This window comes from Actinomyces provencensis (assembly GCF_900155435.1).
Classification (GTDB): Bacteria; Actinomycetota; Actinomycetes; order Actinomycetales; family Actinomycetaceae; genus Pauljensenia; species Pauljensenia provencensis.
Window position 1 is genome coordinate 2,490,861 of the sequence record NZ_LT700212.1, and the last position, 18,578, is coordinate 2,509,438.

Sequence of the window (18,578 nt, forward strand, 5' to 3'; positions counted from 1 at the left end):
GACAAGGGCCGGCACAGTCACGTCCGCGCCGAACCGTGAAGGAACTCGGACCGGCGGACCGATGAGCAGGTCCTCAACGTCTCCCGACTGTCAGTAGTCTCTCCCGCGCCCTGGTCCCCGCCACGTAGAACAGGTTCCGCAACTTCCGCTTCTCCGTGTCGACCGCGGCCTCCCCCTCGGGCGGCAGCTGATCCCCGTCCCGGATGACGACCGCCTTGTACTCCAGACCCTTCGCCCGGTACATCGTCATCACACGCACTGCGTCGTCCAGGCGTTCCTCGTCGGTGTTGCCCTTCACCTCGACAGCATCGATGCCGGCGTCCGAGAGCACTCCGACCGTGTCCGCCACGCCGCGGTTGTCCCGGCGGACGACGGCGATGTCGCGCGGCCAGTACTTGCGCTCACCCATGTCATCCACCTCGTCGAACAGTGCACGGATCCACTGCACCATCGCCCCATCAGGATCGGCGCCCAGGTCCGCGAACGTCCCCTCTCCGTTGACATCCACCGCCGGTCCCGAGAACACCGAACGCTCCCCGGTCAACGGGTCGATCTCCTCATCCAGGTCATCGGCCCCGGCGTCAGCCACTCCGAGCGACCACCGCAGGATCTCCCGCGACGTCCGGTAGTTCACCGTCAGCCGCCGCGAACGCCCCCGCGTTTCGATCCCGAACCGGGACAGCGGCACCGGCCGACCATAGATCCGCTGGTGGGCATCCCCCGCGATGAACAAATCGTCGGGCCCGGCAGGCACCAACGCCCGCAGCATCCGCCAGTGCGACGCCGTGAGGTCCTGTGCCTCGTCGACGACCAGGTGGCGCACCCCGGTTCGCGCCCGCAGCCCTGACGCCGACCCCACCGCCGACGCCGCACCGCCCTCCCGCTCATCGGCCTCCAACGCCCGCGCCACCAGGTCCCGCAACTGCTCCCACGTGTACCGGTTCATCACGGACAGCTCGGTGGTCAACCGCTCCACGCACCTCCAGACCTCGACGCGCTGGGCGCGCGACAGGCGCCGCCCCCGTCCCGACCGTGGGACGACCAGGTACTGGTCCCGGGAGGTGAGACCTCCCCCGAGAACCACCTGCTCCCACTCCTCGGCCAGGAACCCCGGCTCCACCGACGTGCCGATCACGGCGTCCGCGCACGCACGCCCCAGCTCGGTGGCCGTCGCCGGCCGCCCCTTCCCCACCAGTTCCGCCAGCGCCGGGTCCAGGTCCGCGATCCGTCGCGCCAACGCGTCGGTGTTGATCACCTCGATGTTGTGCGCGACGCGGTCCTGCTCCTTCTTCGCCGCCTCGTCCCCGGTGACATCGCCGGACCGGATGACGGCGCGTACCTGCGACTCGATCGCCGTGGCCAGGTTCCGTGTGAACGTCACGAACACGACCGGCGCGAACCGCGCCCCCGGCGTCCGCACCAGACCCGGTTGCCGGGCCAGGTGGACGGCGCGGTGCACCGCCGTCACCGTCTTGCCCGTCCCGGCACCGCCCGTCACGCGGAAGGATCCCTTCCAGGGCCCGTGATCGACCAACGCCCGCTGGGCAGGATGCAGCCACACCCGCCACGCCTCAAGGCTGCCGCTCATCGCCGCCTGGACAGCCTGCGCGTCCTCCATGTCGACGAAGGTCATCTGCGACACCGGTCGCTTGAGCGCTGCCTGGACGTCATGGGTGTCCACGGGTTCCGGCGCCATGTAGTCCGCCTGGATCTCGGCGATCGAGCGTCCCGCGAGCACGTCGAGCAGCGCCGCGCCCTGCGCCGTCGGCAGGTTCTCCGCCACGTCCTCGGCCTGTCTCCGGTTGGCCGACCCGGCCAGCGAATGCGCCGTCGCCGGGTCCAGCCCGACGGACAGGAGCTCGTCCTCGTCCAGCTCCACCACCTCGGACTCGGCCGCCCCCTCCGCTCCCGGATCCGGGCGGGACCCGCGCGACCCGGCCCAGGAGTCGCCCTCGTCGGTCCCGCGTGCCGGGGGCGTCCCGACGGGAGCGCCCGAGGTCCCGGCCACCCGCACCGTCCCCACTGCCAGCGCCCGCGCCTTGGCCAGAGCCCTCTCGTCGATGATGTCGAACCCGCCGGTCCTGGGGTTGACCTCGATCCGCAGCGTCCCGGCGAACGTGTACGCGTCGTCGTGGGGACGCACGCTGATGAGCGCCCATGCGTCACCCCCGACATCGGCCAGGACCGCCCGGTAGTTGTCGTTGACGCGGGCAGTGAACACCGACCTGCTCCGCGCGCCCTTCGGCTGCTTGAGGTCCAGTCCTCCGTCGACGCCTCGCTGGAACTTCCCCATGAAGGTGAGCACCCTCTGCTTGAGGGTCCCGTCCATCTTCGCCGTCTCGTCGGCGAACTGCTTCGACATGACGATCGACCGAGTCATTGCCCAGCTCCTTCCTGCTGGAGCGCAGCGATCGCGCGCTCCACGCCCATCCCGAGGTCCAGGACGGTGAATCCCGCGGCCACGAGGGCCTCGTCCCGCTGCGTGTCCGGTTCAGGACTGAGCGCGACCAGGACTCCGCCCACGTCCCACTGTGCCTCGATGGGGAAGAAGGTCTCCCCCGACTCCAGTTCCTCGCCGACGACCGGTGCGGGCAGACCGGCCGCCCGGAGGTCCTCGAGGAAGGGCCTCATGACGGGCACGCACAACTCCAGCGCCTCGTCCCATGCAGGGTCGGGTCCCACCATCGACGAGGACGGCCCGGCTCCGCCGGGCGCCGCCTTCGCAGGCTGCGCAGGGAACGGGGCGGGCGCGGGCACCGGCTCCACGGCGTCCTCACGTCCGGGGTGTCCCACGCCGGCAAGCGCGACCACCGGTTGCTCACCCAGGTGGGTGAGCGGCAGGTCCTGGCTCTCGAAGTCCGCCAGACTCTCCGCGGTCCACGCCCCGAAGTAGCGTCCGGTGTGCCCGCCTCCGTCCGGGGTGACGACCAGCATCTGGAGGATGTTCGACAGGCGCAGCCAGTCCTGCCACTGGGCCAGGTGGTGCTCGCCCCCGCTCACCCCGTCCCGGTCATCCAGCACGGTGAGGATCCCCAGGTGCTCGTCGATCTCCGCGGGCACCACCCCGGAGAGCACCCACACGGGCAGCCCGGTCGGCCCCTGTGTCGGGGCGACCATCGAGTCCGCGACCGTTCCACGCGGGACGGGGACGGCATCGAACCCCAGCGTCTCCCTCACCATCGCATCGACCATCGCCTGGACGCGGGAGTGGGCGACAGGGACCGGGCGCACGGCATTCGTGCCCCTGCCCGTCATCATGAGGACCTTCGCCAGTGCCAGGGCACTGCGTCCCCAGAACGAGGAGTCCGGGTCCGCGAGGATCGTCGTCAGGAGTTCCAGGGAGCCGCCCGCGAGGGCGCTCACCTTGCCGGCGTCGTCGGGGAGGGCGGCCGCGACCTTCGCGCGGGTCGTCGCCGGTAGCCAGACGCCGTCCTCGGCCTTGGCAGGGTTCGTCAACCGCGTGAGCGCCGAGTCGACGTCGTCCCAGCTCAGGGACCACACGAGTTTGCGATCGGCCCTGAGACCGGCACGCTTGCGCGCATCGTCAGCCGTCCGGTTCGTGTCACCGATGTCCGCGTGGTACCGCTGGCCGTCCAGGTAGACCTCGATCGTGGGCGAACCCGGGACGTCCGGGCGGGACAGCCGGTAGTCCGGCACCGTCCGCAGTGAACCCGACCCCGCGTGTCCTTGGGCGCGGACGTCCCACTTGCGCACCTTCCCGTCGACCTCGATCGTGAGATGCCCGTTGCGGAACCCTCCGGCTCCCCGCGCCCGGGTGAACCGACCGCGGTGCGCCTCCGTCCACTGCTGGAGGTAGTCCATGAAGTGCGCCTCCAGGACGGACTCCGGGTGCTGCTCGATGTCGATGTCCTCCAGGGAGTCGATGTCCTCCGTCTCCCAGTCGTCCAGCAGGGCCTCGATGGCCGACAGGCTGCGGTCCCGGGAGGCGGAGCCCAGGTCGGCGTCCCCGACGACCCCGAGCACGCAGTGGTGGCACCCGTCCTGTCCGGTCTCGTTGCAGGTGCAGTTCTCCAGGACCGTGCGGGCCTTCTCCAGGATCTCGCGCAGGGCGGCCGGATCGGCGTACCGGTCCAGGTAGCCGGTGCCGCCGGGCACGGTGTCGGCCAGCACCAGGTAGGCGCGTGGCCCCTCCTCACGGCTCTCCACCGTCGAGTGGACCGTCAGGTGGTGCGGGTCCCCGCCGAAGTCCTCCCGCACGCCCAACTGCAGGGCGGCCTGGAAGGCGATCCGCTCCCCTTCGTCGACGGCGGCCAACTCAGGCAGGAGGATCCGCACGGCCTGGGTCTGCAGGGCATGGGTGAAGTACATCGTGTCGTAGTCGGTCTCCACCCCCCTGCGCGAGGGGCAGTACCCGCGGTGACGGACGCGGTCCTCGGCCTCCTCCCGCTCGCGCACGACCCCGCATCCGGCGCAGACCTCGAACCCGGGGGCCGAGTACTCCGCACCCGCGATCCTCACGCGCCGCCCCCCGGACGCCGGCCTCCCCAGGTTGTACCGGCGGATCGTCGCCCGAGCGAGCATCTCCGCCCCGAACGTCGTGCGGGTCGATCGCCAGGCGCGGGTCACATCCTCTGCCACGACGGAGGTGGCGGTGAGGTAGCGGGTCCGAACGCGTTCGTCCTGCTGGTCGGAGATCGTGGTGTCGTCCAGGTTCGCCTGGGAGCTCACCGCCTTCAGTGGCATCGTGACGGCGTGTTGGCCGACCTCGGCCACGCCGACGGACCCGCAGTGGGGGCAGGCATCCGTGAGGTCGCCCAGCCACCCGCACTCCGGGCAGATGGCGCGCATCGTCGGGGCGTCGTCCCCGATGATGCCGCGTTCGACGGCATCGACCTGGAGCCGGCGCCCACCGGCGTAGAACCAGGATCCGGGGGCCAGCTCGGTGAGCGCGGTCTCCGCCGGGCGTGAGTAGGTGAGATCGAGGGCCTCCGGTTTTGCCGTCGTCGAGTCGTCCTCCGCCCGCCACCACAGGTGGGCCTCCAGGTCGGTCCCGTCATCGACCAGGTTGTAGGTCGGGAGCAGTCCCTCCCGTGCCATCGAGGTGAACAGCTCCTCGGGGTCCTGGCTGCGACTGGTCCCGTTGTGCCTCTCGCTCTGCAGGACGAGCCCACGGACCTCTCCCCGGCACCGGTCCAGGTCGTTCTTCTCCGAGTCGTCCAGGTGCCCGCGATCCTCCAGGTCCTTCACGGTCCGGGAGACCTCGTCGATGCGCGCACGCAGCGTCCGACGCTTCGCCTGCCACCGGTCGATGAGGTCCTGGCACTGTCCCTCCAGCTCGTCGCTCGCGTACGTGAGCAGGGATGCGCGGGAGTCGCGCGCCTCGGGCGGGAACGCGGACAGGAACCCGTCGACGAGGGCGGGCCCGTCGGCCCGCACCAGGTCGACGAGCCGCCTCATCCAGGTTCCCTCCTCCAGTCCCTGGCGCATGAGCTCCGGGTACAGGCCGGGCGCGGTGCCGAGCTCCCCGGTACGGGAGGCGCGGTCCAGGACACTGGCCAGGAACTGGCGGCGCACCAGCTCGGTGGCTCGCAGATAGGCGGCGGGTGGGCGGACCGGTCCGTCGATGAGGTCCAGCGGGTTCTCGAAACGTTGTTCTGTGGAGGGCCTCACGTGCACTGCGGTCAGGACGAAGGCGTTGCCGTCGGAGCGCCCGGCGCGGCCCACGCGCTGGAGGTAGTTCGCCGACGTCCGCGGGAGCGATGCCAGTGCGACGGTGGACAGGTCACCGATGTCGACGCCCAGCTCCAGAGTGGGCGTGCAGGCCAGCACGTTCGGGTCGACGGGCGAGGTGTGCTGGATGAAGGAGCGTTCCAGGTCCTCCCGCTCCTCGCGTTCCAGCAGGGCCGTGTGCTCCCGGGCGATGATCCGGCGAATCCCCTGCCGGTAGAGCTGGCGGTAGAACCTGCCTTCCGGTCGCGCCTCCGTGGCGATGGACAGGGTTCCCTCGCACCGCATCCGCGGGCACGGGGCCCCCTCCCACAGCGCGACGCGTCCCGGTGCCGCGATCTCGACGTGATCACAGTCCGAACACGCCAGCCGGACGGGTTCCTCCAGGGACACGACGATCCGGTCGGGCAGCAGTCCGAAGTTGACGCCGCCGTTGCGCATCGAGACGCGGTCCAGGAGCCCCCGACGGGTGCATGCCTCCGCCAGATCGCCCAGCAGGCGTCCCACGCCCGCGCCCGTGTCCGCCAGGCACTTCCGGGTCCAGTCCCCCAGCCACGTGCGCGCGGTCCCGCTCAGCGGGATCTCGTCGGTCTCACGTCCCCCGTCCTGGGCCACGCGTCCGGCGGAGAGGAATCCGGGGGCGGGTCGGCCGGGCCCGAAGCGGCGCATGTCCGTCCCGCGGGCACCACCGCCCACGTGCCAGCGGGCCAGGTTTCCCTGCCGCAGCCGCGTGAGGTAGCCGTGGGAGATGCCGCCGGCCTCGCGCAGGTGGGAGAGCACCCCGTAGATCCACACGGCATAGGCCCGGGTCCCGGTCCGTTCCCCGGTGTTCGAGTCCGGGAGGAAGCCCTGGGAGTTCCGGTGGGCCTCGGCCATCTCCTCGGCCAGTTCCCGGACGTCGACGTCGAGGTCCAGGGACCACGTGCCCGTCATCAGCAGGGTCCGGCCGATCCGGGAGTTGAGCCCGGCTTCGAGGTGGGCTTCCTGGACCAGGCGTTCGGCCAGCTTCTTGTGCCGGGACCCGCCACGGTCCCTCGCCAGCCACTCCCCGTCCCAGTTGCGTCGCCGGATGAAGTCCGGGGGCGTCACCAGGTAGAGGTCCTCATCGGGCAGGCGGCCCTTGTCGGCCTCGCCACGGCCCAGGGAGTCCGCCAGGTCCGTCAGTGTCGCGGCCCCGCCCAGCTCCCCGAGCTTCCTGACCAGCGCCCCGCGCAGGTTGAACGTGAAGGCACGCGCCTCGATGAAGGCAGCGCGGTGCGCGGCGTCCTGGACGGAGTCGGTGAACACCAGGGTCTTCTTCTCGCCCCGGGGCAGGTGGGTGGATCCGAACTCCTGGGTGAGGCACACGGACAGCAGCGTCGCGGCGGAGGTCCCGACGAACCGCACGGAGTCCCGGGACCCACAGGCCGGGCAGGTCTCCCGCTTCGCGTCGTCACCGGTCACGGGCACGTGCACCCGGACGAGGTGCTTCTCCTCGCGTTCCCGGGCGGGCGTGGAGGGGCCGAACAACTCCAGGGTGTCGGCGTCCAGGTACCGGCAGTCCGAGGTCTCCCCACCCGTCATGAGCACGCGGATGCGCGAGCGTCCACGCGGATCCAGCGCGGACCTCCAGATCTCCCCTGCACCGGCCTCCAGCGAGTCGGAGGCCTCCTGGACCATCGACATCCATCCCGAGGCCCCGCAGGCCCGGCAGTACGCCGCAGGCAGGAAGTGCGTCTCCGGCTCCCGGGCCGCCCCGACCTCCCAGCTGAACTGCGGGGACTCATCGACAGCGCGCAGCAGGTGCGAGACGTCGCGGACCCACAGCTGGACCTGGACCTCCAGGAAGGAGCGCAGGCCCCGCGGGGTCTGGACACGTGCGAACGAGTACAGCGCGAGCAGGCGGTCCAGGGCTTGGATGTTGCGTGCCTGAGCCGCCGGATCGTCCGAGTACCAGGGGAACAGGTTGAGGGTGCGCACCTGGAGTGTCCGCAGGACGGTGTCCGGGGCCGCGGGGTGCGTGCCGATGGCTTCCAGGAGCAGACGCGTCATCGGGTGCTTGGCGAGCAGGCGGCCAACGAGAACCGGATCGGGGCGACCGTCGGTCATCGCCTCCGGGGCCCGCCCACCGAACACGCACTGGACCAGCGGCACCCAGGACTCGGGCACCTCTGACTCCGGGGCCGGCAGGTCGGCCAGCGCCTCCGGCCGGGGTGGGACGAGGTCGTGCGAGCCCTCGTCGTCGGGGGGCAGGAACTCCTCCGGTGTCCGTCGCCTCTCCGTGATCACGCAGTCCGGCGGGAAGTCGCACCCGAACACGGTCCGCGCGAGCTCCCGCATCGGCGCGGTGTCCCCGGCGTCGCCGAGGGTGGCGGACGTCGCCACCGGCGTGATGCGTCCCAGGGGGCGCCCCTCCTCCGCGATCCCGAGCGCCAGCCCGAGACGCCGCAGCAGCATGGCGACGTCGCTGCCCTGCGCGCCGTCGTAGGTGTGGAACTCGTCGAGGACCAGGTACTGCAGGGACTCCGCCGCGCCCGCCCACAGCCCGCGGTGGCGTGGGTCCAGCAGCAGCAGGTCCAGCATCTTGTAGTTCGTCAGCAGGATCTGCGGTGGGTGGGACCGGAGCTCCTCCCTGTGATCGATGACGTGGTCCGCGCTCATGGCGCGGTTGCGACCATTGCCACCGATGTAGAGCCCGACGCGGATGTCCGACAGTTCGGGGCTGGATGCGACGTACTGGGCAATGCGTCGCGCCTGGTCGGTGACCAGTGCGTTCATCGGGTACATGACCAGCGCCGTGATCCCGGGAGCTCCTTCGGCCGCGGCGCGCCGCGCGTGGTCCAGCAGGGGCAGCAGGAACGACTCGGTCTTGCCGGACCCGGTGCCCGTGGTGACCAGGGTGGGCTGAGGTTCGTGTCCGAGTGAGGTCAGCCGCTCGAAGGCCGCCGCCTGGTGGGCGTGGGGCACGAATCCGTCGGGCAGCCAGCCCAGCGGGTTCCGCCATTCCGCGGGAGCCGCTCGGAACGGCAGACGCAGCCGGTAGTAGGGCCCGCGGAAGATCCCCGTCTCCGGGTCGCGCAGGAAGCGGCCGAGCTGCTCCCGTGTGTCCTGGTCCCCCAGCGCGTAGGTGGTCGTCAGGTACTCCGTGAGGGCGTCCTGGACCTCCTCCGCCAGCAGGCTGGGCAGGGTCGGGGTGAACGGCAGTGTCGGCATGGACAGCGTCGTCGGGACGAACTCTGACGAGGGCGGCTCCGTGGGCTGGGTCATCACACACGCCCCCCTGTGGTCGTGGAGGTACCGGCTCCGGACCCGTCAGGGGCTCCCTGGGCGTCCGCGGCGGCCGTGGTCGGCCCCGAGTACTCACAGGGAGTGCCCGGCGTCGGCACGAACGTCAGGCGGCCTTCCAGAACCGCCTGGGCGTCGACGTCCTCGGCCCCCGGAGCCTCGGAACCGTCGGCCCGGAGCAGCCCGACGGCTTGGAGCCGCCGTGTGAACTCCTCGTGGGCCAGCATCATCTCGCGTTCGCGGTCGGCCTTGTGGAACGGCGCCTCATAGTGCTCGAGGAACGCTGAGAACCTGACGTCCGTGCGGATCGCGTCGCTCGGCTGGTCGCGCTGCGCATCGAGCCCCGCGTCCTCCATGGCGGCCACGTAGTCCATGAGGCTCGGGAAGTCAGTCTTCTCCTGGTGGACACCATGGGCCTGGTGGTCCTTCGCGATCTGGTGACCCGCGCAGTCGAACCACATGTTGTGCTCGTACTTGCGCAGGACCCCGAACTGGACGCGGTAGATCAGGCACAGTTGCTCGGCGGTCAGCCCCAGCATGATCGCGCCCAGGGCATCGGTCTCGACCAGGGCCGCCCGCCGCTCGAAGTCGGAGCGCAGCGGGGTGTCCCATGTCCACTCGCCCGTCGGCACGGTGAGCTGTGGCCAGGCGGAGAACGCGGGAGTCCATGCGTCGTCGACGACGGTCAGAGGGGCAAGGGAGTTCCAGAGGTCCTCGTAGTCCCGGGTCAGGCAGTTGAGGCGCAACGTGCGCAGGAGCAGATAGGGCCAGGCTGGGTGCTTTGTTGGGCTGGGGAGTTTCTGGATGAACTCGGGATGGACGTGCGTCTGTCCCGAGACCTTCGTGAGAAAGTCATAAGGGAGGGACGACCACAACCCGCACGTGAGGACAGTCGCCAATGGATCCGGACTGCCGGTTGGGGCGTTCCGAAAATCTCCGTCAGGAGATTTTCGCGCATGGACATGTGCTGCACCTCGTGGGATCAGGGCCGGAATCAGGGTGCGCTCCATGTTGGCATCGCACATACTCCGAACCGCCACACGCCAATAGTCCCAGCTTGGCCGCCCGCCCCACTGATCCATTCCCGCGTCATAGCGTGCACGACCACAAGCTCGTCTGTAGTTCGTGCGAGGAATCGACTCAGAAGGAAGAGTTTCAAGATTCCATCGAATGTAGTCATCCTTCCCGAAGCCACTTGGTCCCGCCGTCTGAAACAACGGTGTCGCAAGCCAGAAGTTCGGACCCTTCAAGATCACGTCGAACCATGAAGCTGGCTCGCACTTATCTTGGACGATGTAGCCAGATTCTTTGGAAGTCTTCTCGTTCCATCCCGCCGAGACCTGCACCTCGAGTTCTCCGAACTGGACTTTCGAAAGGGCAAACTGTTCGAGAATCCGCTGATGCTCACTCAAGTATGGACGCACCATTCGCGCTTGGACCGCTTGCGTTCTCGGCGGATCGAACAGTAGTGACCACGTCTTTAGAACCGCCACATCGACTCTCAGAATCCGCGACGGGTGCGGGCGCGTGTCCCAATTTCCCTCTCCATCCTTGATTGCCGGGACCGCGCCTTCGTTTTCCATTGAAATCGAGTCGTCTATCGTTTGTGGAATATGAATTCCCGCGGCTTGGATGAATTGAGGTTGGTGCGGAGTTCCATAAACATTGACGCCGAAAACTCTCGTCCCACCAATCTCTAGGAAGAGCCCCAATTGATTGTCAAACTGCCAATGCCGCCGCAACCTCCGATACGTGTTCTCCCGCAGCACACCGCCCTTCGGGTCCAAGAAGTGTCCCTCAGGATGGATCAGCCCGACGATGCCCGTGGGAGACATAGACCGCCAGGTCCGCTCCATGAAGTTCACGTAGAGATTGGTCCGCAGTCCCTTGAGAATCGCGTGCTCGGCGGAGTCACTCAGGACGGCGACGGTTCCCATCCCTGACGTCAGATCCATCAAGTACCGCTTGCGCACTGCCGGATCCTCAAGCACTTCTGCGCGTCTGTTCCGGAACGTTTCCACCGAGATCCGGTCCTCCAGCATGAACCATGGATCACTCTCGGCGAGGGTGGCATCATCCTTCCAGTCAGGCCTTACCCACGGCGGGTTCCCCACCTGCAGGTCGAAACCCCCGCGTTGGAACACCTGGGCGAAGTCGAGCTCCCAGTGGAAGAAGCCCTCGCGAGCGGCGATCTCCTGGACGACGCTCAGCCACTGGTGTGCACCCTGGACCTCGAACATCGTCGGCATCCGGTGGAACGACCGCTCGAACTTCTCAATCTCCCCAAGTTCATCGAAGTCGTTCCCCAATGTCAGGAAGTCCTCGTTGAGCCCCTTGTCCTTGACCTCGATCCCGAGCAGGTCCGTGCATGTCGCCAGCCACTCCTCCCAGGTCGGCAAGAGGTCAACCTGGTCCAACGGCCAAAAGCTCAACGCACACCATGCGTCCATGACCAGCCGCAGGCGCTGGTACATCGAGTCCGGATCCGCCAGCGCGCTCTCGATCTGCTCGCGCGTCACGGTCGAGTGAGTGGGTTCAGCTGCGCGCCCCCACACGTCGATGTCACGCGAGGCCTCAGTCTCACTGATCTCCAGACGCTTGGCAGCGATCTCCCACAGGCGCTCGACCCGTCGCGCCAACGATGCCAATGTCTTGAGCTGCGTGGCAGTCGGCTGCCGGAGCATCCCCCGCTTCCAGGTCTTCATGGTGGCGACCTGGTCGGGAGCCAGCTCCTTCGCCTGCTTCGCCCCGGCCACGGCTCCCCACGTGTCACTGGGCAGCAGGAAGTGGTGGATGTCGCCCTTCTCGAGACCTCCGAGAGGCAGGTCGGCCAGCCCGTGATCCTCGGGCGGCGTCTTCCACCACTTGGACTTCGACCTCCTCAGGGCCGACAGGTCATAGGTGGCCCGACGGGCTCCGATCAGGGAGTTGCCCCGCTTGAGGTGCAGGCCGAACCAGGGGGCAGCGAGCTTCGGCTGCATGACGTTCAGCCACATCGACACCTCGGCCAGCTCCACGGCCGTGTCGTTGAGGTCGACACCGTGGACCCGGTGCAATGCGATCCAGGCCTTGACCCGGCGGCGTTCCTCAGGCAACTCGTCGGCGGGGATCCGCTGGTCCAACTCGTCCTGGCGACGCTCCAGGTAGGCCTCCGCCAACTGGTTGACGGCCTCGTTCGCGAATGCACCCGACCCCAGGGCGGGCTCGCAGACGCGGAACTCCAGGATGTCCTGGGCGCTGGTCCCGTCGTTCAGCAGTTCGGCCAGTGAATGCTCGACGACGCAGTGGGTGAGGACCTCAGGCGTGTAGAAGGACGCAGAACGTTCCCGGTCACGGCCCGACAGGCGGAAGGCGAACTCCCCCGCCCCGTAGCTGCGGACCTTCTCCTCCCCCGTCACGGGGTCGGACCACCGCACCAGGTCCTCGTCACGGTAGTTCGCGATCTCCCGCGTGGGTACCAGCCACGAGCCCTTCGAAGGGTCGCCCTTCTTGGCGACCTCCACCATCGGTTCGGTGGTGAGGATGCCGGTGTAGGACATCAGGCCCTCATAGACGGCGCCGAGCTGGTTGATGCCGAGGTTCGCGTACGAGATGTACCCGCGGCGCTTGCCTCTCTTCGGCTTCGACAGCAGGAGCAGCGTCAGCACCTGCTGCAGGGCGGCGTTGCCCAGCCGGACCGGGTCGGGATCCGTGGGATCACCGTCGATGAGCGTCGTCCGGCGGCGGTCGAACAGGTCCGCGCGCAGGTCCTCGACCGGCATGACGTCGACGGACGGCAGGTCGCCGGCGACCATGCGGAACAGGATGTCCAAGGAGTCGTGCAGGTGCGCTCCGTGGCGTTCCTCGTCCGTCGTCAGCGGTTGTCCGATGAGGTCGCGCAGGCGGTCCAGCCCGTATCCCGCGGCGTACTCGGGAGCTCCCACCGGGACGATACCCAGCTCGGGACGTGCCTCGGCGTAGAGCAGGAAGAGGATGCGGTAGAGGAACCGGAGGGACTCGCGCGCCAGACGCTGGGGAAGATCCGGATCCGTCAGGTCCAGGTGACGCTCCCCTGCCGTCCGCACGACGTCGCCCGCCAGGATCTCGATGGACTGGCGCAGACCGTCGCGCAGGTCGTCGGAGACCCCGACGGCGTGGGACGTCGAGTCCTTCGTCAGCTCGTCCATGCCGATCGAGCCGTCGTCGCCCGGCAGCAGGACATCGGCACCGACCAGTGCGCACAGCGTGGCCAGCCCACCGACAGACGTCAACTCGCGGCGTTCGAACACCGCCAGCAGGTCCACTCCCAGGTACCGGCCCTCGCTCCAGCGTTCCGCGTCGGTCAGCAACACCCACCGACCGGCCAGGACGACGACGTAGCGCGGCGCGTCCTCGGCGACCAGGATCTCCGACAGTGCTTTCGCCACCTCCGGGACGTCCCGCATCACGCCACTCTGATCGGCGACCCGGACGGGCTCCACGAGCCGGGCACCGTCGGACAGCAGGTCCTCCACGGTGTCGACCGGACGGGCGTCCAGGACGATGAGCGCTGTTCCTGATGGGCCGCTCACGCCCAGCAGCGCCGGGACTTCCATGTCCCGGTCACCCTGGAGCAGGGCGAGATCCTGATCGCGCTCGATCGTGAGGTCTGCCCGGTCGGTGGGCGCCAGGCCGAGCGCCGTCACCAGTGCGCGGTGCGCGTGGGTGGTCCCGTGGTCATCCCGGTCGCTGCCCAGGGCCGCCAGGTAGTCATTGATGGTCGAGGCGACCGCGTGCAAGGGGTCGAAACGCCCCTCCTTGTGGGCTGCTTGCCATTCCTTGTACAGGGCGCTGCGGCGGGTGGGGAACCCCTCCTCCAGCCAGTGGGCGGAGAGGAACTCGGTGTCGTTGCGGATTTCGTCGCCCATCACAGGCTCCTTCCGGGGACGATGACCCCGAGCAGTCGGACATGGGGTTCCCCGGATGCCGCCGATGACTGGATGAGTCGCTCCAGGCGCATGGACTCCTGGGCCACCCTCTGTTCCCGCTTGGACCGATGACCACTCGCAGGCATCTGCCCGAGCAGGTCCAGGGATCGCTGGCGCCAGGTGTACAGCCGCTCCTGGTCGCTCTGGATGCGCTCGAGCAGATCACCCTCGAACTCGTCGCGCCGACGTGTGAGCTCTTTGCGGGTGGCCGCAAGCGCAGGCTCGACGCCGCGCGCCAGTGCCTCCACGCTCCAGTCTCCGACGCGTCCGTCATTGACGCTGTTCGCATCCAGGTGCGCATCGGCCAGGACATGCACCAGGTCGAGGACGGCCGTGTCGGAGCCGTCCTCGCGCAGATGTCCGTCGGGATCCAGCACGCCCTCGACGGCCCCCGACTGGGCGATGACGACCTGTCCGGCATCGTTGGCCCACGTGGCCTGTGTGAGGAAGACCGGCGCCTCGACAGTTCCCGCCATGACGGGGACTGTCTGCCGATCCAGCAGTGACATTCCCCGGTCCCCGGCCCACGCGATGACGGGGTGGACGGCGGTGAGGTACTGCGTGTCGGGCCACGGGTTCGTGGACTGCTGGGCGGAGCGCAGGCGGTCCTCCGCCAACGACTTCGACCCGGTCAACTGGATGCGCCCGATGACCGAGTCCTCCCCCCGCACCAACTCACGGGGAAGTTGCCGCAGGCGGATCTCCAGGTCCGCGGGGGGTTCGAAGGACACGAGGTCGCGGTCGGGTTCGCGCTCGACGTGCATCGACCGGCGCGTGCCCTCCGGCAGGGCGTCGATGATCGCAGCGAGGAAGTCGTCCTGGTCGGGGAAGAGGAGATGCCGTTCGCGCAACGGCACCGGCGCCTCGATGTCGACGCTGGTGTCCTCACCGAACAGCGCGGCCAGGAACTGGTCATTGAGCGCCTGCTCCGGCGTCTGGGTGACGTCCTCGACCTGCTGGCCCCGGGCCAAGGCCTGGGTGATGTCCTTCTCCTCCACGTCGGGGCTGTACTGCGTCTGGCCGACGTCCATGAGGACACCGGCATCGCCCAACGCCTTGTTGGCCTCGTGCTCCTTGTTGAGCAGGGCAGTGACCACGCGGACCTCGCTGGTGTGCTCCTCGTCCGCCAGGGCCAGGGCGTGGATGGTCGGGGTCCGGAGCTGGCCGTAGCGATCGATGCGGCCGTTGCGTTGCTGGATGCGGATGAACGACCAGGGAATGTCGTAGTGGATGAGGAGGTGGCACTCCTTGTGGAGGTTCAAGCCCTCCGAGGCCATGTCGGAAGCGAGCAGGACGCGCAACGGCGAACCCTTCTGCCCGAAGGACTCCACCGTCTCCTGGATCGCGTCGTCGCTCTGCTGGGCATGGAGCAGACCGATCGCACCATCGGGCAGACCGAGCAGTTCGGGCAGGGACTTCTTCAGGAAGTTCAGGGTGTCGACACGTTCGGAGAACACGACGACGCGTTCGGGAGAACGCGGTCCGATTCCCATCTCCGTCACCAGGTCGACCAGGGCACGGAGCTTCGCCGGGGTCCCCACCTGCCGCGTGAGGTCCTCCAGGTGACCCAGTGCCTCCAGCTCCGCACCCGACCCGCGAACTGCGGCAGCGTCGCCCTCGTCAATGGTTGACGAACTCCCGGACAGGACGCGACGGCGGTTCCCGATCGTCGCGAGGAGGGCGGCGGGTGAGGACAGGAAACCCTTGAACAGGGTCCACGGGAACAGGGTCCGGCCGTTGCCGGTCACGGGCGCGACGCCGGATGCCGGGTGGAGCCACGTCGCGTCGAGTTCCTCCAGGACGGCGCTTTCGGCAGGGGTGGGGGTGACGGGACGGACCTGCGGCTGGGCGCGCTCGCGCCAGCGGTCCCCGATCTGGGCGGCGACCTCGGGACTGCCTCGGTGGCGGCGGACGTAGAGGTGCTCGATGTCGCTGGCGCTGTAGTGCCTGTTGTCCGCGATGGCGGTCGGGTCCAGGAGCCCGACCAGCTCGGCGAACGACTCCGGGTTGCCGTTGTGGGGTGTGGCGGAGGACAGGACCAGGGCATCGGAGTTCCGCGCCAGTGTGCGGGCGAGCTGGTTGTTCTGGGTGCCGCGGTTGATGAGGTTGTGGCACTCGTCGATGACGACCGCGTCCCAGTGGTGCTTCTCGAGGTAGGTCCGGTACCGGTGAGGATTCTTCAGGGTGTCGATGGAGACGATGACCCGCTTGTAGTAGGAGAACGGGTTGCGCCCGGCTGGCAGCTCGCGCTGGACGCGTTGGATGCCCTGGGAGTCCAGGCGGACCAAGGGAATGCCGAAGCGGGTCCACAGCTCGGTCTGGAACTGCTTGAGGACGGCGCGCGGAGTGACGACGAGGATGCGCTCGCCACGGCCACGGGCGATGAGCTCGGACAGGATTATCCCGATCTCCAGCGTCTTGCCCAGTCCCACGGCGTCCCCGATGAGGATGCGGGGACGCAGGTTCTCCAGGGCCTTCTGTGCGGGGCGGAGCTGGTAGTCGAGCTTGTCGAAGAGACCGCGATGGCCAGCCGCGATGCGCGTGTCATTGAGGGGGACCGCGGAGCGACGGATGACGGAGTCCAGCCACAGGCGCGAGGTGAGGTAGTGGGAAGAGGCGTCGGGGACCAGACGGACGTCGGCGGGGTCGAACCGGCGGACTCGGTCGATCGCCGTGAAGAACGTCGCGTCCCGGTCGCGGACCAGGGGCGAGATGCCGACGACGTCGAGCTGGAAGCCCTGGGCGGAATCGTGTCGGGACGCCGGAGAAACCGTGCGGACCAACCATTGCTCGTCGCGGACCATGATGCGCTCGCCGGGAGCGAAGGTCTGGGCCTGGGGGCTCATGTCCGACAATGCACATTCTCCCTTGATGATGTCCTCGTGGCGGCACCAGTGTGTGTTCGGCGTACTTGGCCCGACCGAGGCGGTGCGGTGCGGCTGGCACGCTGGGAGGGTACCGAGATTCATCGTAGACGGGAGCGTGCCCATTAAGGGCAAACGTCGCTTGATCGGCCAGAAGACCGATTGCCCGTGCAGGATCGGACCAGTGCCGGGAGATGGATGGCACACCGACTGAGCCCAGCGGGCCTCCAAGACCTTGACACGCCCTTCGACGAGTTCGACCTGTCCAACACACGAGGGATTCGAACGATTTTCGCACCGTCCCCAGGACACTCGATCACTTGGCGACACACTCAAAGTTTTTCATAGTCATCTCAACATCCCCGTGCTACTCTCGAACGGAGCCCTAAACGACAAGATTGGGAGTACAGCCGTGGCATTCGAGCTGTTTCAAAAGGGGAGCGCACCGCTTCCCTCAGTGCCGAGCGTGACCATCCAGAAGAGGGGGCTGTTCTCCCTGAACGACGCAGCCCAGAACCTCATCGGGACTCCCGAGGCGATCCAGTTCCTCTGGGACTCTGAACGCCGACTCATCGGGTTGAAGGCAGTACCCATCGACACTCCCAACGCCTACCCTGCGCGACGCATGTCCTCGTCGAAGAGATCCTCAAATCACGGACCCGTCATTGTTGCGGGGACGATGTTCACCAAGTTCATCAAACTCGACACCTCGAAGGCTCACCGATGGGTACCCCGACTCGAGGACGGGCTCCTCATCATCGATCTGAACGATCCCGGAACCCCCGTTTCATCAAACAGGGGCCGTAAGTCCGACTCCAACGAGAGCTAGGACGACTCAGCATGCAGAAGGGAAGTGACTGGCCGACGGGAGGACACGCATTCATTGACGAGTCCAAGCGACATTCGTATCTCCTCGTCGCATCGGTCATCGTTCCGAACGATCTCGAAATGACGCGTCGTGCCGTTCGAGCACTCAAGCACAGCGGAGCACGTAGGATCCACATGAAGGCCGAGGGTGACTCGAGCCGCAAGAAGATCATCAGCGGACTCTCAAAGCTCGAGATCAGTTGCCATATCGTTGGGATAGCTTCATATTCTTCCGAACTTGAGGCACGGGCCGCTTGTCTCAAACAAGTCCTGGATGGCTGCGAGCTCCACCACGCAGCCTCGTTGACCATCGAGCGCGACGAATCTCTCCAACGATGGGAGCGACAGTTTCTTCTCACCCAACAGCGTGACCGCAGTCTCGCCGCGGAGTTCACCTACGACTGGAAGAACCCAACTGAAGAGCCTCTACTGTGGATCCCGGACGTCGTTGCGTGGGCATACGCCAAGGGCGGCGATTGGCGCAGACGGATCTCCGACGCCGGTCTCGTTACTTCCGTGACATCGCTGTGACAGCGCGAAGCCCGGCTCACCAACCTCCGGATGGCTGCCGGGCTCACTTCTGTACAGCTCAACGCTGTAAGCGCCTCCATTGTCGCATCGGGTGCGCCTACCCGTCAATACTTCGACGACGTCTGACCGGGGCTACCCGTCAGTCCCCCTCGGTAGTTCAACAGAGCTTGTCAGTACCCTCCGCGAGGAACCGGACCGCACCCGCGACCCACTCTCCCCGCGCCCTCCCTCTTCGACTCCGGTTCGCACCTGGATCCTCGAACGGCCGGGAGAGGAGTGGTCAACGCGACCCATCGTCGGCTGCCTCAGCGAGTTGGCCGCGATGCACGAACGGCATTCGGTGCCTGACGGTCTCACGACCGCCAACACCGGGCACGGGCGGGCAAGAGTTGAGGGCTTGACCGGACGACACTCCGGG

General features: G+C 67.9%; 6 protein-coding genes. 2 read left to right on the top strand and 4 right to left on the bottom strand.

Annotated elements, in window-relative coordinates:
* Positions 1 to 73: 73 nt before the first annotated feature.
* Genes BQ9890_RS11005 through BQ9890_RS11020 form a run of 4 tightly spaced genes read right to left on the bottom strand, consistent with a single transcriptional unit; the run spans position 74 to position 16,744 of the window.
* Positions 74 to 2,380, bottom strand: a complete 2,307-nt coding sequence (locus BQ9890_RS11005; RefSeq protein ID WP_075891508.1) for a UvrD-helicase domain-containing protein — start codon at positions 2,378 to 2,380, stop codon at positions 74 to 76.
* Positions 2,377 to 8,934, bottom strand: coding sequence for a DEAD/DEAH box helicase (locus BQ9890_RS11010; RefSeq protein ID WP_075891510.1), 6,558 nt, complete (start codon positions 8,932 to 8,934; stop codon positions 2,377 to 2,379). The genes BQ9890_RS11005 and BQ9890_RS11010 overlap by 4 nt, the downstream gene beginning before the upstream one ends.
* The gene (locus BQ9890_RS11015; protein WP_075891512.1) at positions 8,934 to 13,838 is read right to left on the bottom strand and encodes an Eco57I restriction-modification methylase domain-containing protein; all 4,905 of its coding nucleotides are present in this window, start codon (positions 13,836 to 13,838) and stop codon (positions 8,934 to 8,936) included. Before BQ9890_RS11015 ends, BQ9890_RS11010 begins: the two co-directional genes overlap by 1 nt.
* Complete coding sequence (locus BQ9890_RS11020) at positions 13,838 to 16,744, bottom strand: DEAD/DEAH box helicase (protein ID WP_075891514.1); 2,907 nt, start codon at positions 16,742 to 16,744, stop codon at positions 13,838 to 13,840. The genes BQ9890_RS11015 and BQ9890_RS11020 overlap by 1 nt, the downstream gene beginning before the upstream one ends.
* A gap of 484 nt (positions 16,745 to 17,228) precedes the next feature.
* Between BQ9890_RS11020 and BQ9890_RS11025 the strand changes: the two genes are divergently transcribed.
* Positions 17,229 to 17,591, top strand: a complete 363-nt coding sequence (locus BQ9890_RS11025; protein ID WP_230297909.1) for a hypothetical protein — start codon at positions 17,229 to 17,231, stop codon at positions 17,589 to 17,591.
* 11 nt (positions 17,592 to 17,602) lie between these two features.
* Complete coding sequence (locus BQ9890_RS15460; RefSeq protein WP_075891518.1) at positions 17,603 to 18,160, top strand: hypothetical protein; 558 nt, start codon at positions 17,603 to 17,605, stop codon at positions 18,158 to 18,160.
* Positions 18,161 to 18,578: the final 418 nt, after the last annotated feature.

What these genes read in the sequence shown, in the direction of transcription:
- BQ9890_RS11005 (WP_075891508.1), bottom strand. Translation starts at nt 2,380, where the DNA reads ATGACTCGGTCGATCGTCATGTCGAAGCAGTTCGCCGACGAGACGGCG.
- BQ9890_RS11010 (WP_075891510.1), bottom strand. Translation starts at nt 8,934, where the DNA reads ATGACCCAGCCCACGGAGCCGCCCTCGTCAGAGTTCGTCCCGACGACG.
- BQ9890_RS11015 (WP_075891512.1), bottom strand. Translation starts at nt 13,838, where the DNA reads ATGGGCGACGAAATCCGCAACGACACCGAGTTCCTCTCCGCCCACTGG.
- BQ9890_RS11020 (WP_075891514.1), bottom strand. Translation starts at nt 16,744, where the DNA reads ATGAGCCCCCAGGCCCAGACCTTCGCTCCCGGCGAGCGCATCATGGTC.
- BQ9890_RS15460 (WP_075891518.1), top strand. Translation starts at nt 17,603, where the DNA reads ATGCAGAAGGGAAGTGACTGGCCGACGGGAGGACACGCATTCATTGAC.